The following is a 23,374-nucleotide window of genomic DNA, read 5'->3' as shown; positions in this document are numbered from 1 at the left end:
ATGGATTCCATGGACGGCGAGCTCTTCCCCCGGCCCCGCGCCGAGGTCGCGCCCGGCGCGGTGCACGTGCCGGACTGGCTGGACGCCCAAACCCAGCGCGCCCTGCTCGACGCGTGCCGCGCGTGGGCCCGCCCGCCCGCCGGACTGCGCACGGTCCGCACCCCGGGCGGCGGCACGATGACCGCCCGGCAGGTGTGCCTGGGGTGGCACTGGTACCCGTACGGCTACGCGCGCACCGTAGTCGACGGCGACGGCGCCCCGGTCAAGCCGTTCCCCGCCTGCCTCGGCGAACTGGGCCGCCGCGCGGTGACCGACGCGCTCGGCACGGACGCGGCGCCGGCGGGGACCGCGTACGACATCGCCCTGATCAACTTCTACGACGGCGACGCCCGCATGGGCATGCACCGCGACAGCGACGAGGAGAGCGACGCGCCCGTGGTGTCGCTGAGCCTCGGCGACACCTGCGTCTTCCGCTTCGGCAACCCCGGGACCCGGACCCGCCCCTACACGGACGTCGAGCTGCGCAGCGGTGACCTCTTCGTCTTCGGCGGGCCGTCGCGGTCGGCGTACCACGGGGTCCCGCGCGTGCGCGCGGGCACGGCGCCGCCGGAACTGGGGCTGACCGGCAGGCTGAACATCACACTCCGGGTCAGCGGCCGGTCACCGGACGCGGTCGCGATCATGGGAGACTCGCCCTCATGAGCGGGAAGGCGGATCCCCGGCCGACGGGGGAAGGGACCACCTCGAGGGCGCGGCTGGACCGGGGGCGCGGTGCGCTCGGGCCCGCGTTGGAGCTCGTGCACACCGGACGTGCGCCGACCCGCGCGGTGCTCACCGCGGAGTTGGGCGTGACGCGGGCGACGGCCGGCGCGGTCGCCGCCGAACTCGAGGCGCTCGGCCTGATCCGGGTCGACGCCCGGCCCGGCGCGGCAGCCGGTTCGCAGGGCCGCCCCTCACACCGGCTCTCGGTCGCCGAGGACGGTCCGGTGGCGCTGGCCGCGCAGGTGCACGCCGACGGCTTCCGGGCCGCCCTGGTCGGCCTCGGCGGCCGGATCGTGGCCACCGCCCCCGGATCCGAGGTCATCGACGCCGACCCGGCGAAGGTGCTCGGCTCCGTCGTCGCGGCCGGCGCCGACCTGCTCCGGGAGACCGGACGCCGATGCGTCGGAGCAGGGCTCGCCGTGCCGTCCGCGATGGCCGAACCCGAAGGGCTGGCCCTCAACCCGATGCACCTGGCGTGGCCCGCGGGGGCCCCGGTCCGGGAGATCTTCGCCGAGCAGGTGCGCGCCGCCGGCCTCGACGGCCCGGCCTTCGCTGGCAACGACGTCAACCTCGCCGCCCTCGCCGAACACCGGCACGGCGCCGGGCGTGGCGCGCGCGACCTGCTGTGCGTGGCCACCGGCCACCGGGGGGTCGGCGGCGCACTGGTGCTCGACGGCCGCCTGCACACCGGCAGTTCCGGTCTCGCCCTGGAGGTCGGCCACGTCCCGGTCAACCCCGGTGGCCGCCCCTGCCACTGCGGCAGCCGGGGCTGTCTGGACGTGGAGGCGGACCCGCTGGCCTTCCTCACCGCGGCCGGACGCGAACCCGGCCCCGAGATGTCCCTCCTGAAACAGGCCGACACGCTGATCCGCGAGCACTACGACGACCCCGCCGTCCGTTCCGCTGTCGCCGTCCTCGTCGACCGCCTGGGACGGGGCCTCGCCGGCCTGGTGAACATCCTCAACCCGGACAGGATCATCCTCGGCGGCCTGCACGGCACCCTCCTGGACGCCGCCCCCGACCGGCTGCGCGCCGTCGTCGCCGACCGCAGTCTGTGGGGCCGCAGCGGTGGCGTCCCCATCCTGGCGTGCACTCTGGCTCACAACAGCCTGGCCGGCGCCGCCGAACTCGCCTGGCAGCCGGTCCTGGACGACCCGCTGGGGACCCTGGCGTAGCGGGCGGGCGGGTGGACGGAACGGCGGATGCCCGTGCCGACAGGCGCATCCCGCGCCGACCGTCGCACAATGACCCACGACGTACGGACGGGCCGCACGCGCGGCTCCTGCGCGAGCGCCGAAGCAACGGGCCGTGCGAACGGGTGGTACGCGAGGACCGTACGCGCGGGCCGCGGGAACGGGTTGTGCGAACCGGCCCGGAGACGCGTCCCGGACCGACCGACAGAAAGCCGAGGTCATGACCGACAAGCTCACCGTGAGCGTTCTGGGCACCGGCATCATGGGTGCGGCGATGGCCCGCAACCTCGCCCGTGCCGGCCACACCGTCCGCGCCTGGAACCGCACCCGTGCCAAGGCCGACCCGCTCGTGGCCGACGGCGCGCACGTCGCCGGCACCCCCGCCGAGGCGGTCGAGTCCGCCGACGTGGTCCTGACCATGCTGTACGACGGTCCCGCCACCCTGGAGACGATGCGGCTGGCCGCACCCGCGCTGCGGCGCGGAAGCGTCTGGGCGCAGTCCACCACCGCCGGTCTCGAGGGGGTCGCCGAGCTGGCCGGCTTCGCGCGCGAGCACGGCCTGCTCTTCTACGACGCCCCGGTGCTGGGCACCCGTCAGCCGGCCGAGGCCGGACAGCTGACCGTGCTCGCCGCCGGACCGGCCGAGGGCCGGGACACGGTGAGGCCGGTGTTCGACGCCGTCGGCGCCCGCACCGTGTGGACCGGCGAGGACGGAGCGGCCGGCAGCGCCACCCGCCTCAAGCTGGTGGCCAACAGCTGGGTCCTTGCGGTCACGTCGGCGGTGGGGGAGACCCTCGCCCTGGCCAAGGCGCTGGACGTCGAGCCCGACGGCTTCCTCGACCTCATCGCCGGTGGTCCGCTCGACATGGGCTACCTGCGGGCCAAGGCGGGGCTGATCCTCGACGGGCCGCTGTCCCCGGCCCAGTTCGCCGTGAACACCGCGGCCAAGGACGCCCGTCTGATCGTCCGGGCCGGCGAACAGCACGGTGTACGCCTGGACGTGGCCGCGGCCGGCGCCGAACGCCTGGAACGCGCCGCCGCCCAGGGCCACGGCGACGAGGACATGGCAGCCGCCTACTACGCCAGCTTCGAAGAGCCCCCCGCCTGAACGGCCGCCCGCACCCCTGTCCTCGACGGCTGTCTCGTTCCCACCCGAGCACCCGTACGCCACAACGTCCGGGGACCTGTCCGAAGACCCTCCGAGGAGACCGTATGTCCAAGCCCCCGCTGCCCCCCGAGGCCGACGCCCTGCTGGGCCGCCCCAACCCCTGTGTCATGGCCACCCTCCGCTCCGACGGCGCACCCGTCTCCACGCCCACCTGGTACATGTGGGAGGACGGTCGCGTACTGATCAGCCTGGACGAGGGCCGGGTACGCCTGAAGCACCTGCGCCGCGACCCGCGCGTCACCCTCACGGTGCTGGCCGGTGACGACTGGTACACCCACGTCACCCTCATCGGCCGCGTCGTCGAGCTGAGCGACGACGAGGGCCTGGCCGACATCGACCGTCTCTCCCGGCACTACACCGGCAACCCGTACCCGGACCGGGTACGGGCGCGGGTCAGCGCCTGGATCGAGGTCGAACGCTGGCACGGCTGGGGCGCGATGAAGGACAGCTCCCAGGCGTCCACCTGAGCCCCGGCCGCCCGGAGCGGAACGGGCTCACCCCAGGGCTGCCCCACGAGGCCCCCGGGGGAGCCGGTTCCGCCCCCCCCGAGCGTCCGGCCGGACGCCCGCCGCGCCGTACGTACCCGTGGGTGCGGCACTTCGGGCGGACGGAAGCAGGCGTCGCCGTCCGGCGTACTCCCCCTGAGGCAGGGACAGTGCCGCCGGCCGTACGACGACCCGGCACCCCCTCGGGGACGACTCTCGGAAGCGAAGCAGCACGACGACGCGTCACGACGCTTCGCACGACGACAGGACGTCGGCGCGCGCATCCGAGGAGTTGAACGACCATGCAGACACCGGCGCACTTCGGCGACGGCGGGCCCGGCCCGTGGATCCTGCTCTTCCCCCTGGTCTGGGCCCTGGCCGTCGGCGGTGGCATCGCCCTGCTGCGCCGCACGGTGTGGCGCGGACGCCGCGGTCCCGGACACGGCCCCGGCGGGCCCGCCGGGGCGGACGGCTCGCCCATCGCGGTGCTCGGTCACCGCTTCGCCTCCGGCGAGATCGACGAGGACGAGTACTGGCGGCGGCTGTCCGTCCTGGACGAGGAGTTCGGCCGGCACGGCAAGGGCGGTGCGGCATGACCCAGGGAGAGACCACGGCCCCGCCCCCGGCCCGTGTCGGTATCGGGGAAGGAGCTCGTGGCGGCGCGGCGAAAGCCGCGTGACGCCCACCCCGGTCCACGCGCTGCCGGCGACGGCCGGGGCATCACGCCCTGCGCACAGCCGGCACGCCGATCCCGGCGGTCCGCGTTCCCGCCCGCGAGCGGGCCCGTTCCGGGCCGTCGGCCGGGCCGGGGCCACCGAGGGGGCACCCCGTACGGGAGGCGGACACCGCCCGGTCAGCCGACAACGGCGGACCGGGCGGGAGCGGGTTCGGACCGGCGTTCCTCGACGGCGTGCTCGACGAGCGCGACCTCCGCGAACCGGGGCACGGCGCGCTCGCCGGTGGTGATCCGCGGATAGTGGTCCCAGTCCGCCACGGGAGCCGCGGACGGCGCCGGCAGCGTGAACCACACGACCTTGCCGGATTCGCCGTCCGGCAGGGCGCCCCAGCTCTCGCTCATCGCGGCCACCATGGCCAGCCCGCGCCCGCAGGTGGCGAGCGGAGCGGCGTCCCCGACGACCGGCAGCCGCGGGTCGTGGTCGCGCACCGAGACCTTGAGCCGGTCGAGCAGCACCTCCAGCTCGACCGTGCAGATCTTGTCGGGCTGGGCATGTCGGTGGACGTTGGACAACAGCTCCGTCACACCGAGTGAGGCACGGTCTATCAAGGTGTCCATATGCCAGTAGCGCAATTGCGCAGATACGATTCTGCGGACCTGGCCGATCCGCGGCGGCAGAGCCTGGAGCTCCACCGTGCAGTGTCTGCTTGGGTGAGTGATCACAGCTGCGACTCCCCGGTGTCAGGCCCGGACGGACGTCCGGAAGAACACGGAGTACGGATCCAGCAGGGTGCCTGCGTGACATGGCCGCCTGCTGTCGTGGCCGGCGGGCTGGTTCGCAGCGTTATCGCCGGTAAACCCAGAGTGACGTGAGAACAGAGTGACGCAGGGCCTGGGGCGGCGCAACTCGCGGGCATCTCAGGCGCCGCGCCCCGATGCCCGGCGCACGGCCTCGATGAAGCGGCGCGCCGCGGGCGGCCCCGGCTCGCCCGGCGCCGGGTCGTGGTCACTCAGGGTCAGCAGGTACCGGTGGCCGTTGAGGTCGGCCAGGGCGCGGCCCCCGGGGGCGAACCAGGGCCGGGAAGCGCGTACGGCCTGCACCGGCGCGCTGTCGATCTCGCTTCCGTAGCTGGTGAGCAGCTCGAGCCTGCCGTCGCTGATCCGGACCTGTCCGGCCCGGGTGAGCGACCGCAGCCGCCTGCCGATCCGCACGCCCCTGGCCGTGAACTCCAGCTCGGCCATGCCACTCGCCCCCTTGTGCGCGTCGGTGTACCGGACCGTGCTCAGCGGGCCGGCTCATGTCCTGGTCCAGTGTGCTCCCGTCCGGGACCTTGCTCCGCGGGCAGTCTGCCCGCCCTCACCGTTGATCACCAGTGCGCACGTCCCCCTTCCGGGGGCGTCCGAAGCACTCGCGCGAATGCGCCCCCAGCCGCGTGCCGGGTGCCGGAAGGCGGCGCCGAGGTGGGGTCCAGGGCTTCCTTTGAGTCTCCCAAAGGGACGTTTATGCAGGTGGGGGGCGGTTCGCAGGGTTCTATGATCGGGGTGTCGGCCGCGCGGGACGCCGTCGGCGCGCTCGGCGTAAGGAGCCCTGTCGTGAGCACTCCCCAGCAGTACCCACAGCCCCGGCACGCCTTGGAGGGCGCCACCCTCGACGCCGACCGCAGCGACCCCGGCTACCGCGACTGGCTGAAAGAAGCCGTGCGCAGGGTCCAGGCCGACGCCAACCGGTCGGCCGACACTCACCTGCTGCGCTTCCCGCTGCCCGAGCGGTGGGGCGTGCACCTCTATCTCAAGGACGAGTCGACGCACCCGACCGGCAGCCTCAAGCACCGGCTCGCCCGCTCGCTCTTCCTCTACGGACTGTGCAACGGCTGGATCCGTCCGGGCCGCCCGGTGATCGAGGCCTCCAGCGGCTCGACCGCCGTGTCCGAGGCGTACTTCGCGCAGCTGATCGGGGTGCCCTTCATCGCCGTCATGCCGCGCACGACGAGCGCCGAGAAGTGCCGCCTGATCGAGTTCCACGGCGGCCGGTGCCACTTCGTGGACGACCCGCGCACCCTGTACGAGGCGTCGGTCGCCCTCGCGGCGGAGACCGGCGGCCACTACATGGACCAGTTCACCTACGCCGAACGCGCCACGGACTGGCGGGGAAACAACAACATCGCCGAATCCACCTTCCGCCAGCTGAAGCTGGAGCCCCATCCGGAACCCGCCTGGATCGTCGCCACGGCCGGCACCGGCGGCACCTCGGCGACCTTCGCCCGCTACGTCCACTACATGCAGTACGACACCCGCATCTGCGTCGCCGACCCGGAGAACTCCTGCTTCTTCGAGGGCTGGACCACCGGCGATCCGGACGTCGTCTGCGACCGGGGCTCCCGCATCGAGGGCATCGGCCGGCCCCGGATGGAACCGAGCTTCGTGCCCGGCGCGATCGACCGGATGATGAAGGTTCCCGACGCGGCCGCCGTCGCCGCCGTGCGATTCCTGGAGCGGGCGATCGGCCGCAAGGCGGGCGGCTCCACCGGCACCGGGCTGTGGAGCGCGCTGAAGATCGTCGCGGAGATGGTGGCCGAGGGGCGGCAGGGGAGTGTGGTGACGCTGCTGTGCGACCCGGGGGACCGCTATCTCGACAAGTACTACTCGGACGCCTGGCTGACCGACCAGGGCCTGGACATCGCCCCGTACACGACGACGATGGAGACGCTGCTGCGGACAGGGGTCTGGCCGGACTGACGGCGGCCGCCGTGCGCGTACGGCCGCGCGATCCCGTGGTGCCGTGATCCCGTGGGGTCGGGTGACTTCCGGCCGAGGAGCCAAGAGCCGAGGAGCCAAGAGCCGGGGCGCCGGGAGACCGGGGCCGGAGCCCGGGTTCCCGGGGCCTGGTCAGACGTCCGAGGGTTCCGCCGGCTCCTCGGGCTCGCCCGCCACGACCAGCCGCGGCAGGTGCTCGGAGATCTCTTCGCGGGCCTCGGCCGGCAGTCCGGAGTCCGTCACCAGCGTGTCCACCTGGTCCAGGGACGCGAACGAACTCAGGCCCACCGTGCCCCACTTGGTGTGGTCGGCCACCACGACCACCCGGCGCGCCGACTGCACCAGACGCCGGTTCGTCTCGGCCTCGGCGAGGTTCGGCGTCGACAGCCCGGCCTCGATCGATATCCCGTGCACGCCGAGGAACAGCAGATCGAAGTGGAGCACCGCGATCGCCTGGTCGGCCACCGGCCCCACCAGTGAGTCGGACGGCGTGCGCACACCGCCGGTCAGGACGACCGTGGCCGCACCCTGACGGGGGCCCGAGGTGCGCTGCGCCGCGTGGAAGACGTCCGCCACCCGCACCGAGTTGGTGACCACGGTGAGGTCGGGCACGTCGAGCAGTCGACCGGCCAGCGCGTACGTCGTCGTACCGCCCGAGAGGGCGATCGCCGCACCCGGCGGGACCAGTTCGGCCGCCGCTCGCGCGATGTCGTCCTTCGCGCTCAACTCCAGACCGGACTTGGCCTCGAAGCCGGGCTCATGGGTGCTGGCCTCGACCAGCGGGACCGCGCCGCCGTGCACCTTCTCCAGCACGCCCTGCCGGGCGAGGGCGTCGAGGTCGCGGCGGACCGTCATGTCCGACACGCCGAGCTTGCGGGTCAGTTCGTTGACCCGGACTCCGCCGCGGCGCCGGACCTCGTCGAGGATCAGGGTGCGCCGCTGCTCCGCGAGGAGGTTCTGATTCTCGCTCACGTACGCTCCGGTCCTTTCGCCGCCAAGCCGTCCGACACGCCCCGCGCACCCGGTCCGACGGGCACGTTCCTCCCGCCGCCGGTGCGTCGGCGTCCCATCCTCGCATGCCGGGGCAAGGGCGGCGTCTCCTGCCTTCGTCGCGTACATGCCATCACTGTCCCCTGGGTCGCCCGTTCGCCACCAGGATCGGGGAGATTCCGTGAGGAGAGGTGTCAGCCGTTCCGGCAGGGGAGATCCTGTTGTTCGCACGGACGGATCCGACGGCGTGTCACGGGGGAAGTGCGAAGCAGTGGAACGTGCGCAGGAAGGCAGATCAGCCGAGCGGACCGAGCGGACCGAGACCGTGGGCGCCCCTGCCGAACGGCCGAAGGACTCGGGGACCGCCCTGGAACTCCTGGTCCACGGAGTGGGCGGAGCCACCCCGCAGGCCATGCTGAACGATCCGCGCACCGTGCGGATCGCCGGCGACGACGTCGCCGCCATCTTCCGGCGCGCCGACGACGTCCGGGCGGAGCGCCTGCCCGCCGGCCACCGGGACGGACCGGTCCCCGAGGCCTACGTCTGGTGCAACCTCACCTCCGGGAACGGCACCCGCGCCCTGTGGCTGCTGCTGCTGCCCTTCATGGTGGTCAACCTCGCCCACTGGATGCGCCCGGCGGCCCGAGGCCGCAGACGCCTCGTCCGGCTGTACGGACTGCTGGTGCGGCTGGCCGGACTGAGCCTGACGGTGCTGCTCGTCGCGGCGGCGTGCGAGGTCGCCCTCGACCTGGCGGCCTGGCAGTGCGCGGGCACGCGGGCGTGCGCCGACCGGCACTCCTGGCTCGGCTTCCTCTCGCCCGAGGCGTCGGACGACGGCTGGTGGAGCGAGCCGGGCCGCCGGCTCGGCCTCGCCGCCCTGGTGCCCACCGCCCTGACCGGGCTGCTGTGGTACCTGTCCCTGCGCACCTGGAGCGCGTACGAGTCCCAGCAGCCGATGGCCCACGAGCCCGAGGACAGCCGCCCCACCGCCCTGAGCCGGCCCGGTTTCTGGTACGGCCGCCGCCTGGTCGCCCGGCTCCGTGCCGCGCACACCGCCGCCGGACTGCTCACCGTCGCCTCCGCACTCGCCCTGGCGGCCGCCCGGCACGACCGCGCACCGGGCGGATCCGCGGCACTGGCCCTCCTCGGCCCCCTCGTGCAAGCGGCCCTGCTCGCCGCCGGGGCCGTCGTGGTGTGGGTGGTCTGCCGCCGCGGCCGCACCGACCGCCGTCTGGACGACGCCCTCGACACCCGCCTGCTGCGCCTGCTGCCCCTGACCGCGCTCCTCCTGCTCGCCCTCACCCTGGTGTACGCCGGATGGCGACGCCCCGGCTGGGAATCGGCGGACCGGCTGCCCGGCGACATGACCTTCGGCGCGCTCTCCCTCGTCCAGGGCCTGCTCGTGATCGTCCTCGCCGGCGTCGCCCACGCCCTGCACCGCAGCGCCCCCGACCGGCGCGCCGCCATGCGGGGCCTGGCCGGACCGGCCGTCGCGATGCTGGCCTGCGCGCTGGGCGGCGTGATGTCCGGCGGCGTGGCCCAGCGCGTCTCCGACTGGCTGGACGGCACCGGGACGTCGATCCCCGGGCCGCCGGTGGTCCTGACCTGGCAGGCGGCCGTGATCCCGCCCCTGCTCGTCCTGCTCCTCGGGCTCTGCGGCTGGCTGGCCCGGCGGGCCTGGCACATCGCCCGCGACGAGCGCGCCGCCGTGGCCCGCGAGTTCCCGGACGAAACCGGCGACCCCGCCCGCACCCGGCGGATCGCCAACGCCCGCGCCATGGCCTCCCTCACCGACCGGGGCCCCCGCATCCTCGCCGTCATCTCCGCCGCGACCCTGCTGCTGGGCGCGGGCGCCCTCGTCGGCGCGCTGGCCACCGACCGCACGCCGGGCGAGGCCGCCCAGGGAACCTACGCCGTCGTCCACGGCGCCGCCGAGACGGCGCAGGCGCTGGGCTCCTGGCTGATCGGACTCGGCTTCATACTGTTCGTCACCTGGGGGCGGCGCGCCTACAAGGACGCCTCCGCGCGGCGCACGATCGGCATCCTGTGGGACGTCGGCACCTTCTGGCCGCGCGCCGCCCACCCCTTCGCCCCGCCCTGCTACGCCGAACGCGCCGTACCCGACCTGACCTGGCGCATCGAGACCTGGACGCGGGCCACCGGCGGACGCCTGGTGCTCTCCGGCCACTCCCAGGGCAGCGTCCTCGCCGCCGCCGCGGCCTGGCAGCTCACCCCGTCCACCCGGGGGCGCGTCGCCCTGCTCACCTACGGATCCCCGCTGGAGCGGCTGTACGGACGCTGGTTCCCCGCCCACTTCGGGCCGGACGCACTCGGCGCGCTGCACCGGGACGTCGACTGCTGGCGCAACCTCCACCGCCGTACCGACCCCATCGGCGGCCCGGTGCGGCTTCCCGGCGACTGCGGCACCGAGGTGGACCGTCCCCCGCTCAAGGACCCGCTGGCATACGGCCGCACCGAGAGCCATCCCCTGCCCGCGCCGATCCTCGGCCACTCCGACTACCAGGCGGACCCGGCCTTCGCCGAGGAACGCCGGCGGCTGCTCGCCCGGCTGCGGCCGGACGTCCCGGCGCCGCGCCGCACGGAAGACCCCGACGACGGCGTCCGCACCGGCACGGAGGCGCCCACCGCGTGAGGGGCGCGTCGCGACGCGTACGGTGCCGTCCGGGTCAGGGCAGCTCGGGGAGGTCGTCGGCGAAGAGCAGGGTCAGGTCGTCCGTGCTCGGCTCCGGCACCTGGGCGACCCGGCTCGCGTGCCGCTCCACCATCGCCTCGAACGTCTGCCGCGCCGTACGGCCGTTGCCGAAGGCGGGACCCTTGGGGAGCTCCGTGAAGTACTTCAACAGGCCCTCCGAGGCTCCCGGCGCCAGCCGGTACTCGTGCTCCTCGGCCTGCTGCTCCACGATCCGCAACAGCTCACCGGCCCCGTAGTCGCCGAAGGTGATGGTCCGTGAGAAACGGGATGCCACCCCCGGGTTGACGGACAGGAACCGCTCCATCTCGGCCGTGTACCCCGCGACGATCACCACGACCGCGTCCCGGTGATCCTCCATCAGCTTCACGAGCGTGTCGATGGCCTCCTTGCCGAAGTCACGCCCGGAGTCCTCGGGGGAGAGCGCGTACGCCTCGTCGATGAACAGCACGCCGCCGCGCGCCTTCTCGAACGCCTCCTGGGTGCGGATCGCCGTGGAGCCGATGTGCTCGCCGACCAGATCGACGCGCGAGACCTCGACCAGATGCCCCTTCTCCAGCACGTCGAGGGCGGCGAGGATCTCGCCGTACAGCCGTGCGACCGTGGTCTTGCCGGTGCCCGGGGACCCCGTGAAGACCAGGTGACGCTTGACGGACGCGGCCTTCAGCCCCGCCTGCTGCCGGCGCCGGCCCACCTCGATCATGTCGGTGAGGGCCCGCACCTCCCGCTTGACGCTCTCCAGTCCCACCAGCGCGTCGAGTTCGCCGAGCACGGTCTTCGACGGGCGCAGCTCCTTCTCCGGGTCGGTCACCGATGCGGACGGCGTCCGCTCGGCCGGCTGCCCGGGGAGGGTGCCGAGCAGGCCCGGGGAGTGACCCGTGGTCTGCACGGCCGGCTCCGGGGCCGCCGGCGACGCGAGGCTGCCGCTCTCGTCGCTGGTGCAGTTCTCCACCACCGGGCCTCCCGTGCCGGGAGCCGCGCCGCTCTCGGCGAACTCGTATCCACCGCGCGCGCAGCGTTCCGTGCGGCACTTGCGCAGCGTCGTCCGGCTGCCGTCTATCACATGGAAACCGTAGCCGCCGCTGCCCGTGACCCGGCAGTCGAGGAAGCTGCCGCGACCGCCGGCCGAGACGTAGACACCGGCCTCGGCGGGGGAGTCGATGGTGCAGCGCTCCACGGTCGGATCGGCGCCCTTGGTGACGATCACGCCGGTCTGCATCCCGTCCAGGGTGCAGTTGTTGAGGGTGCCGCCGCTGCCGTGGTCCCGGAACCAGGCGCCCGTGGCCGCCTCCCGGATCCGGCAGTCGTCGAGCTGGGCGGTGGCGCCGTCGCTCACCGACACGGCGGTGTTGCGCACCTGCGACAGGTCGCTGTCGACCACGTCCGCGCGCGAACCGCGGTCGAGGACGAACAGGGCGTCCGGCACGTCGTGCACCCGGCAGGAGTCCAGGACGACGGTGGCGCCGTCGCTCACCCACACCGCCGGATAGTCACCGGTGCTGTCGAAGATCTCGCACTGGTTGGCGTCCACGCGGGTTCCCGGGTCCCACACCGACAGGCCGTTGCGGCCGAACTGCCGCACGGTGGTGCGGGTCATGGTGAGCACGGAGCGGGACCGCAGGTCGACGGCGTTCTCCGGGATGTCGTGGATACGGCAGTCTGCCAGCGTCAGCACGGCGTCGGTGTCGAGCGTGACCCCGTCGCCGGTGGTGCGGTGCACATCGCAGTCGGTGAGGTGCGCGGTCGCCCGGCCGGTCACCTGGACACCGCTGCCCCGCACCTCGTAGACCTCGCAGCCCACCGCCTCGAGCGCCGAGTTCTCCCCGGTCGCGGTCAGGCCCGAGCCCGCGGCATGGTGCACGCGGCAGCGCTCGAGGCGGGGACGGGCGCCCCCGCGCACCGCGACGCCCGCCTGCCCCGCGGCGACCACCTCGCACTCCTCGAACACTCCGCCCCCGCCGTCGAGCACGGCTATGCCGATCCCCGCCGGATTGTCGACCGTGCAACGGCGGACCGTGGGCCGGCCGCTGCCGCGCACCTCGATGCCGGCCGCGGACCGGGTGACCACCCGTATGTCCCGCAGCTCCGGGGTGCCGTCCTCGATCAGCAGGGCGGGCGCCGCCGCGTCCTGCCCCTCCACATGCAGGTCCTGGACCACCGCCGAAGCGCGTACGGTCAGCGGAACCCCGTCCAGGGGCGCGATGCGCACCGAGCCGGGCGAGCCCTCGGGACCGCGCAGGGTCACCGCCCGTTCCACGACGAGATTCTCCCGGTAGGTGCCCGGAGCGACGGTGAGGACGTCGCCTTCGGCCGCGGCCTCCAGGGCGGCGGCGAGCGACGCGTACTCACCTGTGCGGCGCCGCCACCGCGATGTGCCGGTGTGCGTCACCTGGACCGTGCCCTGTGCCATGGCGTAGCTGTGCCCCCACCTTGTCGTACGCGGGTTTGTCGTCGATTCCTTCGGCCGGACCACCGTAGCGTGCGCACGGCCGCCGGATTGACCAGAGGCGGAAGGCGATCAGCTTCCGGTGCCGGTCCTGCCCCAGTCGGGGCCCGCTTTGTCCCATGCCCGGTCCAGGACGGCGTACCGGTGCCGGACCATGCGCCGGACCATCAGCCGTCGTGCGCCCTCGATCAGGGCCGCCGTCAGCAGGGCCGCGCCGAAGCCCGCGAGCACGGCGTGCGTCGTCGCCGTCGCGGTGTCCAGCGGGCGGGCCGTTGTGCGGCCCTCGGCGTCGGTCCACAGAGAGAAGTGCCCGCCCGGCCGCGGGTCCTTCAGCCGCACGAGGACCGGGCGTTGGCGCCCGGTGCCGTCCGGGGCGGTCCAGCGGGCCATGACCCGGGTGCGCAGGGCCTGGCCGGAGACACCCTCCGGGTCGAGGTCCGGACGGGCGGGCTCGAGGACCCGTACCACCGTGGCCCGCACCTGGTGCCGTGCCTTGTGCTGTTCGCGCACGGAACGCTGAAGGGCGTCCTCGGTGGCGCTTCCGGCGAGGACGCCGACGAGCGGAGCGGCGACGAGAACGAGCAGCAGCGCCACGAGCGCCAGCAGGCCCTCGGCCAGGTCGGTCGGCCGGCACAGCGGATTGTGCCGCCAGCGCCAGAGCCCGCTGATCACCCGCACCGGCCGCACCCCCTTCCTCCATCCGTGATAACGCGGCGACGGAGCCGTTCACCCAGGATTCCGCCGAAGAGAGAGGGACGTCACCCCCGAGGCCCTCTCATCGGCTCTCGGAAAGGACGACGGGCAGACCCGGGAGGGCGGTTCCCGCGCACGCCCCGGTAATCGGGCGGGGACGGAGGAGAACTGACACGGTGTCTGCCGGGCGAGGCGGTGGGCGTGATCCGCCGGGCCGGGAGGGCATTGCGGCGGGGGTCCGTCCGGCGGGTGGGCCCGCACCGCATCCGTCATCTCCGTCGTGTCCGTCGCGCCCGTCGCGTCCGTCAGGCGAGGACCGTGACCGGATCGCCGACCCGGACCGTACCGGGTGCGAGGGGCACCAGGTTCTGCCCGAACACCAGCTGGTCGCCGAACCTGCGGTGCCTGCCGAGCGAACGCAGGGGTTCCCGGCCGCGCTCGGCGGTGCGCTGGTCGGTGGTCGTCACCACACACCGTCCGCTGGGCTTGGCGACACGGAAGGCGACCTCGCCGACCGTGATGTGCGACCAGGTGTCCTCGGCCCAGGCGGTGGTGCCTTCGACGACCAGGTTCGGCCGGAAGCGGTTCATGGGCAGGGGCCCTTCGTCCGCGTGGTCGCCCCCGGCGATCAGGGTGTTGAGGGCGTCGAGGGACGCGGTCGTGGTGAGCAGCAGGGGATAGCCGTCGGCGAGGCTGACCGTCTCGCCCGGCAGCGCGAACCCGGGATCGACCGGCCTGCGCGTGGCGGGGTCGTCCAGGTGCACCAGACGTACGTCGGCGCCGAGGAAGGCGCTGCACCAGGCGTGCACGGCGTCGCCCTCGGCCGGCACCACGTCGATCTTGTCGCGGAAGATCTCCACCCGCTCGGTGGGGCCGCCCGGCGCGGGCACGGGCACGGTCACCGGGTCCCTGCCGGGCGCGGACAGCCGTAGACCGCCGCCGGGCAACAGCTCGGCAGCGGCCAGCGCCAAGCGCGGATGCCCGCGTTGTGTGACGACCCTTCCCCCGTCGTCGGTCAGCATCCAGCGCCGGTCTCCGGCCGGTCCCCAGGGCTCCACGACGACCTCCCGAAGAGGCAGGCTACGGAAGGCCTTGACCGGATGTACGTGAATCGACTGCAGCAGCGCGTTCCCCATGGAGCCATCGTGCCAGCCGGCGACGACGGCTCCGGGGGGACACGGCTCCGGGTCGGCGGTCCGCGGGACGGCTCAGGGCCCGGGGCGCACTGCCTGGAACGGCTCGGTACCCGGCGAGTGCGGGGTACCGCTCAGTACCCGCGGTACTGCTGGTTGTTGTACGGGTCCTGGTACGGAGCCGGCGCCGGGCGCGGGGCCGCGGGGCGCATGGCCTCGTAGCCCGCACCGGGAGCGGCCGGACGCGGCTGCTGCGGCTGGGGCCCGGGGTAACCGCGCGGCGTGGTGGCCTGCTGCGGAATGTACGGCGTATGCGCCTGCTGGAGCGGGGCCGGCTGCTGCGCCTGCGGATAACCGTAGGCGGGCTGGGAGGGGCCCGCCGGGAGCGCGGGCAACGCCGACGGGAGCGCGGGCAGATGACTGCCCGGCACGTCGTAGACGGAGGGGACCCGGATCGGGGCGATCTGCGGGGTGCCCCGCTCGGCCACGAGGGAGTCGTAGATCGGGGTGTCCGGGAAGGAGGCGGAGTAGTAGCCGCCGCCATAAGTGGAGCGGGGGGAGGTCATGGCCATAAGTTAAGCCCACGATGTGCTGGTTGGGGAGACCGATAAGAGGGTTGTTTTCCGTGTCCGACGTGCCCTGGGATAGCTAATTCGGGCGAAGTTGGATGAAACGGCTGTACGTCCTGATGGCCATCTGGTAAAAGCCGAGTTCCGGCGGGGTTACCCGGGGGCGATCGGCCTCTCCGCGCATGCCCCCATGGGAGTTCCCGCGTGCGGGTACTAGGTTGTGCGGACGGAGCACGACGCATGCCGGGCATCGCCTGGCGAGGTGACACGTGATGGGGGCGGACATGTCCATGTCGAAGGGATCGAACACGCCGGTGCCGACCACGGCACTCCGGGTGGAACTGGGGTGGCGCACCGGCCCCGGGGTCCCCGACGCGGACGCCTCCGCGCTCCTGCTGGCCGGCGGCAAGGTCCGCTCCGACGGCGACTTCGTCTTCTACAACCAGCCCGCCCACTCCTCCGGAGCCGTCCGGCACGAGGGCAAGCGGAACGCCGGCGGGCAGGTCACCGACACCGTCCTCGTCGACCTCGCGCGCGTGGAGCCCGGCATCGAGACGGTGCTCCTCGCGGCCTCCTCCGACGGCGGCACCTTCGGCCGGATCCCGGGCCTGTACATCGAGGTCAAGGACGCCGCGCAGGGCACCGTCGCGGCCCGCTTCGACAGCGCGGGCGCGACCAGCGAGAGCGCCTTCGTGCTCGGCGAGTTCTACCGCCGCCAGGGTGCCTGGAAGTTCCGCGCCGTCGGCCAGGGCTACAGCAGCGGACTCGAGGGACTGGCCACCGACTACGGCATCACCGTGGACGAGCCGCAGCACGCCGCTCCCGCCTCCCCGGCGACGGCTCCGCCGGCCGCCCCGACACCCCCGGTCACCACGCCGCCGCCCCCGGCGGCCGCGCCTCCCACCGCGTCGCCGGTCCGGCTCACCAAGGTGACGCTCACCAAGGCCGCTCCCTCCGTCTCGCTGGCCAAACAGGGCGGAACCTCGGGCGCCCTCCGGGTGAACCTCAACTGGCAGGTGCGCAAACAGTTCTCCGGCTGGGCGGGCAAGCTGGGCCGTCCGGTCGCCATGCATTCCGACCTCGACCTCGACCTGTGCGCCCTGTTCGAACTCAGCGACGGCAGCAAGGGAGTCGTCCAGGCCCTCGGGAACGCGTACGGCTCACTGCAGCGGCCCCCCTTCATCCACCTCGACGGCGACGACCGCACCGGCGCCGTGGACTCCGGCGAGAACCTCACCGTCAGCCTCGACCACAAGCAGTACTTCCGCCGCATCCTCGTCTTCGTCACCATCTACGAGGGCGCCCGCTCCTTCGCCGACCTGCACGCCACGGTCACCCTCCAGCCGCAGCACGGCGCCCCGATCGACTTCTCGCTCGACGAGTGCACCGTTCCCTCGACGGTGTGCGCCCTCGCCCTCATCACCCACACCGGCGGCGACCTCGTCGTCCAGCGCGAGGCCCGCTACCTGGTGCCCGACCGGGGCGTCAGCCCGCAGCGCACCGTCGACCGCGCCTACGGCTGGGGCATGAACTGGACCCCCGGCCGCAAGTGACCCCCGGCCGCAAGCGCTCCGCGGTCACGAGGGGCTCCGGCAGCACCTGACCCCCGATCGCCACGACGCCCGACGGGCCCCCGGTTCAGCCCTCGTCGGGCACGGCGCCCGGGCGCGTGTAGGTGCGGCCCTTCCAGGCCGCCCCCCGCCCCCGGTGGTGCTGCACCGCCGAGTCGACCGTCATCAGGAGGTACAGGAACGCGGTGAACGGCAGCAGGGGAGCGAGCCACGGCGGCTGCCGGTAGTGGCGCAGCATCGGGAGGTACGTCCCCGTCATCACCAGCCAGGCCGCCGCACCGGCGGCCACGGCCTGCGTACTTTCCACCGCCAGTCCCGCGACCACCGCCACCGGCGGCACCAGGTACACCAGCACAAGACCCGCGACCGTACCCGCCAGCAGTACCGGGCTGTGCCGCAGCTGCGCGTACGCGCTGCGCGAGACCATGCGCCACAGGTCGTCCAGCCGCGGGTACGGGCGCACACTGTCCACCCCGTCCGCCAGCCCCAGCCAGATCCGGCCGCCGCCGGCCTTGACCGCCCGCGCGAGCGCCACGTCGTCGATGACGGCCTGCCGGATGGCGTCCGGGATCCGCGCCCTTTCGGCCGCCTCCGCGCGCAGCAGCACACAGCCCCCGGCCGCCGCGGCCGTCCGCGACCCGTCCCGCCCGATCCGGCGGAACGGATACAACTGCGCGAAGAAGTACACGAACGCCGGTACGACCATCCGCTCCCAGAAGCTCTCCACGCGCAGCCGCGCCATCTGCGAGACGACGTCGAACCCGCCGGTGCGGGCCGCCGCGACCAGCCGGCGCAGGCTGTCGGGCGCGTGCGCAATGTCGGCGTCCGTGAGCAGCAGGTACTCGGGCGCACGTGCGCGGGCCAGGCCGATGCCGTGCCGCACCGCCCAGAGTTTGCCGGTCCAGCCGGCCGGCGGCTCGCCGGGCGAACCCACGGTCAGCGGCAGTCCGCCGTGCCGGTCCGCCAGCTCACGCGCGAGCCGCCCGGTGCCGTCCGTACTGCCGTCGTCGACGAGGAAGACCTCCGCCCGCCCGGGATAGTCCTGGGCGAGCAGCGACGGCAGACTCACCGGCAGCACCGCCGCCTCGTCCCGCGCGGGAACGACCACGCACACCGACGGCCACGGCTCCGGTTCCCGCCCGGGCGGGAGCCGGACGTCCGTACGCCAGAAGAAGCCCTGGCCGAGCAGCAGCCACAGCCAGGCGACGAGGGACGCGAGGGCGGTCCACACAAGGGCGCTCACGCGCGCATTCTGCCCCGAACGCAGGGCCGGACACGGCCCATCGACTATCGTGACCGGGTGAAGATCGCACTCATGGACTCCGGAATCGGCCTGCTGGCAGCCACCGCAGCGGTACGGCACCTCCGCCCCGACGCCGATCTCGTCCTCTCCCTCGACCCCGACGGCATGCCCTGGGGACCCAGGACTCCACAGGACCTCACCGCTCGCGCCCTCGCCGTCGCCGAGGCGGCTGCCGCGCACCGGCCCGACGCCCTGATCGTCGGCTGCAACACCGCGACCGTGCACGCGCTCGCCGCCCTGCGCGCCCGCCTCGAATCGGACCTGCCCGTCATCGGCACCGTCCCGGCGATCAAGCCGGCGGCGGCCGGCGGCGGACCGCTGGCGATCTGGGCGACTCCGGCCACGACCGGCAGCCCGTACCAGCGGAACCTGATCCGGGACTTCGCCGGCGGCGTCGACGTCACCGAGGTGCCGTGCTGGGGGCTCGCGGAGGCCGTGGAGCGCGCGGACGAGAGCGCGATCGCCGCTGCCGTCGACGCCGCCGCCGAACTCACCCCGGACGAGGTGACGACCGTCGTCCTGGGCTGCACCCATTACGAACTGGTCGCCGAACGCATCCGGGCCGCCGTGCAGCGCCCCGGCCTGCCGCCGCTCGTCCTGCACTGCTCCGCCGGAGCGGTCGCCGCCCAGGCCATGCGCCGCCTCGGTGAGCAGCCCGCCCCCGAGGCCCCGGCGACCGGCACCCTCACCGTGCTGCTGAGCGGACGCGAGGGCGCGCTCCCCCTGCCCGCCCTCACCTACGCGGAAGGCCGGCTCCTCCAGCAGGTCACCGCCGCGGGGTGAGCCCTCGGCCACCCGCACCCCGGCCACCCGCACCCCGGCCACCCGCACCCCGGCCACCCGCACCCCGGTCGGCGCAGTGGAGCCGGGCACCGCGGGCCCCGCGGAGCGAAACGTGAGTAATCTCGAAGGCATGAGGGACCACCCCCACGGCGCCCGTGCCCCGTACCCCGACGTCTGGACCGGTCGCGCGACCAACCGGATGCAGTGGCTGCTGGCGCTGATCGGTGCCGCCTGCATGGCGCTCGGCATCGTGCTGGCCGTGGACTCGGCCTGGTCGAGCGGTGTCGCTCCGCTGGCCATGGCCGTCGTCGGGTGCATCGCGGCCGGGCTGCTGGTCCTGTTCGGCACTCTGGCCTTCGTGCACGTCGCGCTGCGGGTCGACGAGGACCACCTGGAAGTGCGCTGCGGCCACATCGGGGTGCCGCGCCGCCGCATCCCGCTGTCGCACGTCGTCGGAGCGGAGTTCGTCCCGCACGTCACCCCGCGGCACTGGGGCGGCTGGGGCTACCGCTGGAGGCCCGAGAAGGGCACCGCGGTCATCGTGCGCCGTGGCGAGGGCATCGCCCTGAGTCTGTGGGACGGACACACCTTCACGATCACCGTGGACGACGCGGAGGCGGCGGTGACCGCCATCCGCGACCGTCTCCACCCGCACCAACCGGACCCGGCAGGCTGAGCCGCCGCGCCGGGGCGGTCACGGTGTGCGCCGGGTCCCGCGGACGGGAGTGTCCGTCGGCCGTTCCGGTGCACCGAGGGTGAGCGGACGGGCCGTCGCGAGTCCCGCGAGCAGGCCCGCCCCCACCGAAACCGCGGTGAAACTCAGCGCGTTTCCCACCGCGGCGACCGCCGCGACGGCCGTCAGCGCCGCACCCGCCGAGAGCACCACGGGCGTGGCCCGCGGACTGCGCCACAGCGCGCACAGCACCCCCTCGGGCCGGCCGTTCCCGGCCGCCGCAGTGATCAGCGACCAGGCCGAGCACGCACCGAGCACCACGACGCCCGCCGTGGCCAGACCACTCCGTCTTCCACCGTTTGCATCCGGACCGACCACAACCGTCCCCGTGGAACCCACCCCGCACCCCGCACCGCGTCGCCCCCCGACCTGTGACGGACCTCGGCCGCCGACACCGCGACGGGCCGGCACGACAGAGGCACCGGCACACGGTAACGGCTGATGGGCGGTTCGGGGATGTGCGGGAACGTGCGCTGACGAGCCGCACCCGGGGACACCGCCTCCGCCCGCGGCCCTCCCCGTGCGGCCCGCCCTCCCCGCCGCCGCCCGCCCGCCCGGCCGGCACGGTCGGTGCCCGGGCAGGCCGCCGTAGACTCGCGGAGTGACCGTCACCGCAACCTCCGTCGGCGAGTCGGACCCGATGCCCCCGCAGGCCGCGCCCAGCGCGTGGCGCCGGTGGCTCGTGCGCCTCGTTCCGGCCGCAGCGGCAGCACTCTCCGGACTGCTCCTCTACGTCAGTTTCCCGCCCCGCACCCTGTGGTGGCTGGCGCTGCCCGCCTTCGCCGTCTTCGCCCTGCTGCTGCGCGGGCGGAGCTGGAAGGCGGGGCTCGGCCTCGGCTATCTCTTCGGCCTGGGCTTCCTGCTGCCGCTGCTGGTGTGGACCGGTGTGGAGGTCGGCCCCGGCCCGTGGATCGCCCTCGCCGTGATCGAGGCGGTCTTCGTCGCGCTGGTCGGCGCGGGTGTCGCCGCGGTCTCGAAGCTGCCCGGGTGGCCGGTGTGGGCCGCCGCGCTCTGGACGGCGGGGGAGGCGGCACGCGCGCGCGTGCCGTTCAGCGGTTTCCCCTGGGGCAAGATCGCGTTCGGGCAGGCGGACGGCGTGTTCCTGCCGCTCGCCGCACTGGGCGGCACCCCCGTGCTCGGCTTCGCGGTCGTCCTGTGCGGCTTCGGCCTGTACGAGATCGCGCGCGTTTCCCTGGACGCCCGCCGCACCGGGACCGTGCGGCGCGTCGCGGCGGCCGTCGGCGCCCTGAGCGTGGTGGTGCCCCTGGTGGCCGCGTTCGCCGCCCGGCCGCTGGTGAGCGACACGGCCGAGGACGGCACGGCGACCGTCGCCGTGATCCAGGGCAACGTGCCCCGGCTGGGGCTCGACTTCAACTCCCAGCGGCGTGCCGTCCTCGACTACCACGCGCGCGAGACGGAGCGCCTGGCCGCCGCCGTCGACGCGGGCAGGGCCGAGCGGCCCGACATCGTGCTGTGGCCGGAGAACTCCTCCGACATCGACCCCTTCACCAACGCCGACGCGCGTGCCGTCATCGACCGCGCGGCCCGGGCGATCGGAGCCCCGGTCTCGGTCGGCGCCGTGGTGGGCAAGGACGGCAAGCTGCTCAACGAGCAGGTGCTCTGGGACCCGGCGAAGGGCCCCGTCGACACCTACGACAAGCGGCAGATCCAGCCCTTCGGCGAGTACCTTCCGCTGCGCTCCCTGGTCGGGGCGATCAACGACGAGTGGACGTCGATGGTCCGCCAGGACTTCAGCCGGGGCACCGAACCCGGCGTGTTCACCATGGCCGGCACCGGGGTGGGACTCGTCACCTGCTACGAGGCGGCCTTCGACTGGGCGGTGCGCGACACGGTCACCGCCGGCGCCCAGCTGATCTCCGTACCCAGCAACAACGCGACCTTCGGCCGCAGCGAGATGACCCACCAGCAGCTCGCCATGTCCAGGGTCCGCGCCGTCGAGCACAGCCGCACCGTCACCGTCCCGGTGACCAGCGGTGTCAGCGCGATCATCATGCCGGACGGGACGGTCAGTCAGAAGACCGGCATGTTCGTCGCCGACTCCCTGGTGCAGGAGGTGCCGCTGCGCTCCTCCCGGACCCCCGCCACCCGCCTCGGCGTCCTCCCCGAGGTCGCCCTCGTCCTGGTCGCCGCGGGCGGCCTGGGACGGGCCGCCGGCACCGGCGTGCGCGGGCGGGCGCGCCGGTGACGCGCGGTCGTGCGGAGAACGCACACCCCTGAAGTGCCGTAGAACTGTCCGACCTGCCCGTTAGGGTCGGGGCATGGCTACTCCTGATTTCATCAGCACGCTGCGCGCTTCCGCCGGTCACCAGTTGCTCTGGCTTCCCGGGGTCACCGCCGTCGTCTTCGACGACGAGGGCAGAGTGCTGCTGAACCGCCGGTCCGACACCCGCAAGTGGTCGGTGCTCGGCGGCATCCCCGACCCGGGGGAGCAGCCCGCCGCCTGCGCGGTGCGCGAGGTCGAGGAGGAGACCGCGGTGCACTGCGTCGTCGAACGGGTCGTGCTGGTCCAGGCGCTGAACCCGGTGACGTACGGCAACGGCGACATCTGCCAGTACATGGACATCACCTTCCGCTGCCGTGCCGTCGGTGGTGAGGCCCGGGTCAACGACGACGAATCACTGGACGTCGCCTGGTTCGCCGTGGACGCGCTGCCGGAGCTGAACGAGTTCGGGCGCTTCCGCATCAAGCAAGCCATGGCTGACGCACCCACATGGTTCGACCCCGCTACTTCTGGCTGAACTGTGGGGCGTGACCGCATGGGAGGGGGTAGGGGCGCTGCCTGGCGTCGGGACATGACCGCGCCCCACGCCCTCTCCACCTCCCTGGCCCCCTGCTCGACCTCGGTGGCCGCACCGCCCTCGTCACCTGCGTCAAGGTGAGAGCCGTCGACCGGGACGCCGCAGGCCTGGAGGCGCTGACCGAGCAGGCCCGAGGCCTCAGCGGCGGCATCGAGCCGCACGTGCTCGACCTCCAGGGCCAGGTCGACCTGTGCGCACAGCACTCCGACGTACCGGGCTACTCGGCCGGCGCTGCCATCAGCGCCGACGACGACACGCGCGCAGGGCGTCGCCGTGGTTGGTCCTCACCGTGACGGTGCCACCCGGCACGTACTGCTCGAGGAGGCGTCCCACGGCACCATGGAGTGCTACCGGTGGCGTGCTGTGCTGACACGGCGGCTGATCGAGGAGAAGGGATTTTCCTTCGTGGCCGTGGAACTCGTGGCCGTGGAAGGGGACTGGCCGGACTGCCTGGCAGCGCACCAGGAGGAGAATCCGGCCCGTTGGTATGTGACCGAGCGAGCAGCCGCCTGAGTCCGGTGAGGATGCCGCAGCCAAGGTGCGACCGAACCGGTCGCGTGGGGCTGCGGGCCCCACCCTTTATTCT

Annotated in this window: 22 protein-coding genes and 1 pseudogene; 14 read left to right on the top strand and 9 right to left on the bottom strand. The window is 73.7% G+C overall.

All coding sequences use genetic code 11. The features are described from left to right. Positions 1–9: 9 nt before the first annotated feature. The 5 genes from OHB56_RS06355 (at position 10) to OHB56_RS06335 (ending at position 4,204) form a co-directional block, all read left to right on the top strand. The gene (locus tag OHB56_RS06355) at positions 10–702 is read left to right on the top strand and encodes an alpha-ketoglutarate-dependent dioxygenase AlkB family protein (RefSeq protein ID WP_406352112.1); all 693 of its coding nucleotides are present in this window, start codon (positions 10–12) and stop codon (positions 700–702) included. Continuing rightward, positions 699–1,937, top strand: a complete 1,239-nt coding sequence (locus OHB56_RS06350) for an ROK family protein (RefSeq protein WP_326751363.1) — start codon at positions 699–701, stop codon at positions 1,935–1,937. Before OHB56_RS06355 ends, OHB56_RS06350 begins: the two co-directional genes overlap by 4 nt. A gap of 238 nt (positions 1,938–2,175) precedes the next feature. After that, entirely contained in the window at positions 2,176–3,063 is an 888-nt protein-coding gene (locus tag OHB56_RS06345; RefSeq protein ID WP_326751362.1) for an NAD(P)-dependent oxidoreductase, read from the top strand. A gap of 104 nt (positions 3,064–3,167) precedes the next feature. Next, positions 3,168–3,590 carry a PPOX class F420-dependent oxidoreductase gene (locus tag OHB56_RS06340; protein ID WP_406352109.1) on the top strand — a complete coding sequence of 141 codons (423 nt, stop codon included), beginning with the start codon at positions 3,168–3,170 and terminating at the stop codon, positions 3,588–3,590. A 320-nt stretch (positions 3,591–3,910) separates the two neighbouring features. Continuing rightward, positions 3,911–4,204, top strand: a complete 294-nt coding sequence (locus tag OHB56_RS06335; protein ID WP_326751360.1) for an SHOCT domain-containing protein — start codon at positions 3,911–3,913, stop codon at positions 4,202–4,204. Between the two features lie 257 nt (positions 4,205–4,461). Here the strand turns inward: OHB56_RS06335 and OHB56_RS06330 are convergent, their stop codons facing one another. Next, positions 4,462–5,007 carry an ATP-binding protein gene (locus tag OHB56_RS06330; protein WP_326751359.1) on the bottom strand — a complete coding sequence of 182 codons (546 nt, stop codon included), beginning with the start codon at positions 5,005–5,007 and terminating at the stop codon, positions 4,462–4,464. Positions 5,008–5,202: 195 nt separating this feature from the next. Next, on the bottom strand, positions 5,203–5,526 hold the full coding sequence (locus tag OHB56_RS06325; protein ID WP_055593290.1) for a hypothetical protein: 324 nt from the start codon (positions 5,524–5,526) through the stop codon (positions 5,203–5,205). Between the two features lie 351 nt (positions 5,527–5,877). Here OHB56_RS06325 and OHB56_RS06320 point away from each other — a divergent pair, with 351 nt between their 5' ends. Continuing rightward, entirely contained in the window at positions 5,878–7,020 is a 1,143-nt protein-coding gene (locus tag OHB56_RS06320; protein ID WP_406352106.1) for a PLP-dependent cysteine synthase family protein, read from the top strand. 150 nt (positions 7,021–7,170) lie between these two features. On the opposite strand, the gene OHB56_RS06315 is transcribed toward OHB56_RS06320, so the two are convergent. Continuing rightward, positions 7,171–8,010 carry a DeoR/GlpR family DNA-binding transcription regulator gene (locus OHB56_RS06315; protein ID WP_055593292.1) on the bottom strand — a complete coding sequence of 280 codons (840 nt, stop codon included), beginning with the start codon at positions 8,008–8,010 and terminating at the stop codon, positions 7,171–7,173. 289 nt (positions 8,011–8,299) lie between these two features. On the opposite strand from OHB56_RS06315, the gene OHB56_RS06310 reads away from it, so the two are divergent. Continuing rightward, positions 8,300–10,681 (top strand): hypothetical protein, encoded by a 2,382-nt coding sequence (locus OHB56_RS06310; protein WP_406352104.1) that lies wholly within the window; start codon positions 8,300–8,302, stop codon positions 10,679–10,681. Positions 10,682–10,715: 34 nt separating this feature from the next. Here the strand turns inward: OHB56_RS06310 and OHB56_RS06305 are convergent, their stop codons facing one another. The 4 genes from OHB56_RS06305 to OHB56_RS06290 all read right to left on the bottom strand — a co-directional run bounded on the left by OHB56_RS06305 (position 10,716) and on the right by OHB56_RS06290 (position 15,576). Continuing rightward, positions 10,716–13,148, bottom strand: a complete 2,433-nt coding sequence (locus OHB56_RS06305) for a right-handed parallel beta-helix repeat-containing protein (protein WP_406352102.1) — start codon at positions 13,146–13,148, stop codon at positions 10,716–10,718. Positions 13,149–13,256: 108 nt separating this feature from the next. Further along, complete coding sequence (locus tag OHB56_RS06300; RefSeq protein WP_326751356.1) at positions 13,257–13,862, bottom strand: hypothetical protein; 606 nt, start codon at positions 13,860–13,862, stop codon at positions 13,257–13,259. A 320-nt stretch (positions 13,863–14,182) separates the two neighbouring features. Continuing rightward, entirely contained in the window at positions 14,183–15,013 is an 831-nt protein-coding gene (locus OHB56_RS06295) for an MOSC domain-containing protein (RefSeq protein WP_406352100.1), read from the bottom strand. A gap of 131 nt (positions 15,014–15,144) precedes the next feature. Next, positions 15,145–15,576 (bottom strand): DUF6643 family protein, encoded by a 432-nt coding sequence (locus OHB56_RS06290; protein ID WP_055593298.1) that lies wholly within the window; start codon positions 15,574–15,576, stop codon positions 15,145–15,147. Positions 15,577–15,869: 293 nt separating this feature from the next. On the opposite strand from OHB56_RS06290, the gene OHB56_RS06285 reads away from it, so the two are divergent. Continuing rightward, positions 15,870–17,132 carry a TerD family protein gene (locus OHB56_RS06285; RefSeq protein ID WP_406358944.1) on the top strand — a complete coding sequence of 421 codons (1,263 nt, stop codon included), beginning with the start codon at positions 15,870–15,872 and terminating at the stop codon, positions 17,130–17,132. An 85-nt stretch (positions 17,133–17,217) separates the two neighbouring features. On the opposite strand, the gene OHB56_RS06280 is transcribed toward OHB56_RS06285, so the two are convergent. Then, positions 17,218–18,393 carry a glycosyltransferase gene (locus OHB56_RS06280; protein ID WP_406352098.1) on the bottom strand — a complete coding sequence of 392 codons (1,176 nt, stop codon included), beginning with the start codon at positions 18,391–18,393 and terminating at the stop codon, positions 17,218–17,220. Positions 18,394–18,450: 57 nt separating this feature from the next. Here OHB56_RS06280 and OHB56_RS06275 point away from each other — a divergent pair, with 57 nt between their 5' ends. Beyond that, positions 18,451–19,236 (top strand): glutamate racemase, encoded by a 786-nt coding sequence (locus tag OHB56_RS06275; protein ID WP_406352096.1) that lies wholly within the window; start codon positions 18,451–18,453, stop codon positions 19,234–19,236. Positions 19,237–19,366: 130 nt separating this feature from the next. Then, on the top strand, positions 19,367–19,912 hold the full coding sequence (locus tag OHB56_RS06270; protein WP_055631214.1) for a hypothetical protein: 546 nt from the start codon (positions 19,367–19,369) through the stop codon (positions 19,910–19,912). Positions 19,913–19,930: 18 nt separating this feature from the next. Here OHB56_RS06270 and OHB56_RS06265 read toward each other — a convergent pair. Further along, a pseudogene (locus OHB56_RS06265) lies at positions 19,931–20,236 on the bottom strand (hypothetical protein); the annotation flags it as partial. A gap of 334 nt (positions 20,237–20,570) precedes the next feature. On the opposite strand from OHB56_RS06265, the gene lnt reads away from it, so the two are divergent. From lnt to OHB56_RS06245, 4 genes are all read left to right on the top strand, one after another. Then, positions 20,571–22,175: an apolipoprotein N-acyltransferase gene (gene lnt, locus OHB56_RS06260; protein WP_406352094.1), complete on the top strand. Its 1,605-nt coding sequence runs from the start codon at positions 20,571–20,573 to the stop codon at positions 22,173–22,175. A 73-nt stretch (positions 22,176–22,248) separates the two neighbouring features. After that, positions 22,249–22,728 carry an NUDIX domain-containing protein gene (locus OHB56_RS06255; RefSeq protein WP_326751349.1) on the top strand — a complete coding sequence of 160 codons (480 nt, stop codon included), beginning with the start codon at positions 22,249–22,251 and terminating at the stop codon, positions 22,726–22,728. Positions 22,729–22,865: 137 nt separating this feature from the next. Then, on the top strand, positions 22,866–23,081 hold the full coding sequence (locus tag OHB56_RS06250) for a hypothetical protein (protein ID WP_406352092.1): 216 nt from the start codon (positions 22,866–22,868) through the stop codon (positions 23,079–23,081). Next, on the top strand, positions 23,062–23,301 hold the full coding sequence (locus OHB56_RS06245) for a hypothetical protein (RefSeq protein WP_406352090.1): 240 nt from the start codon (positions 23,062–23,064) through the stop codon (positions 23,299–23,301). Before OHB56_RS06250 ends, OHB56_RS06245 begins: the two co-directional genes overlap by 20 nt. Positions 23,302–23,374: the final 73 nt, after the last annotated feature.

The sequence above is a fragment of the Streptomyces sp. NBC_01635 genome, assembly GCF_045209715.1.
In the GTDB taxonomy this organism is placed as follows: domain Bacteria; phylum Actinomycetota; class Actinomycetes; order Streptomycetales; family Streptomycetaceae; genus Streptomyces; species Streptomyces hirsutus.
Note: the sequence above shows the minus strand (reverse complement) of the source record. Positions and strands in the feature narration are given on the sequence as shown.

Bases quoted from the DNA above. Each gene is read 5' to 3' on its own strand.
- OHB56_RS06295 (WP_406352100.1), bottom strand. From the start codon at position 15,013: ATGGGGAACGCGCTGCTGCAGTCGATTCACGTACATCCGGTCAAGGCC.
- OHB56_RS06290 (WP_055593298.1), bottom strand. From the start codon at position 15,576: ATGACCTCCCCCCGCTCCACTTATGGCGGCGGCTACTACTCCGCCTCC.
- OHB56_RS06255 (WP_326751349.1), top strand. From the start codon at position 22,249: ATGGCTACTCCTGATTTCATCAGCACGCTGCGCGCTTCCGCCGGTCAC.
- OHB56_RS06345 (WP_326751362.1), top strand. From the start codon at position 2,176: ATGACCGACAAGCTCACCGTGAGCGTTCTGGGCACCGGCATCATGGGT.
- OHB56_RS06305 (WP_406352102.1), bottom strand. From the start codon at position 13,148: ATGGCACAGGGCACGGTCCAGGTGACGCACACCGGCACATCGCGGTGG.
- OHB56_RS06355 (WP_406352112.1), top strand. From the start codon at position 10: ATGGACGGCGAGCTCTTCCCCCGGCCCCGCGCCGAGGTCGCGCCCGGC.
- OHB56_RS06270 (WP_055631214.1), top strand. From the start codon at position 19,367: ATGAGGGACCACCCCCACGGCGCCCGTGCCCCGTACCCCGACGTCTGG.
- OHB56_RS06350 (WP_326751363.1), top strand. From the start codon at position 699: ATGAGCGGGAAGGCGGATCCCCGGCCGACGGGGGAAGGGACCACCTCG.
- OHB56_RS06325 (WP_055593290.1), bottom strand. From the start codon at position 5,526: ATGGCCGAGCTGGAGTTCACGGCCAGGGGCGTGCGGATCGGCAGGCGG.
- OHB56_RS06335 (WP_326751360.1), top strand. From the start codon at position 3,911: ATGCAGACACCGGCGCACTTCGGCGACGGCGGGCCCGGCCCGTGGATC.
- OHB56_RS06340 (WP_406352109.1), top strand. From the start codon at position 3,168: ATGTCCAAGCCCCCGCTGCCCCCCGAGGCCGACGCCCTGCTGGGCCGC.
- OHB56_RS06285 (WP_406358944.1), top strand. From the start codon at position 15,870: ATGTCGAAGGGATCGAACACGCCGGTGCCGACCACGGCACTCCGGGTG.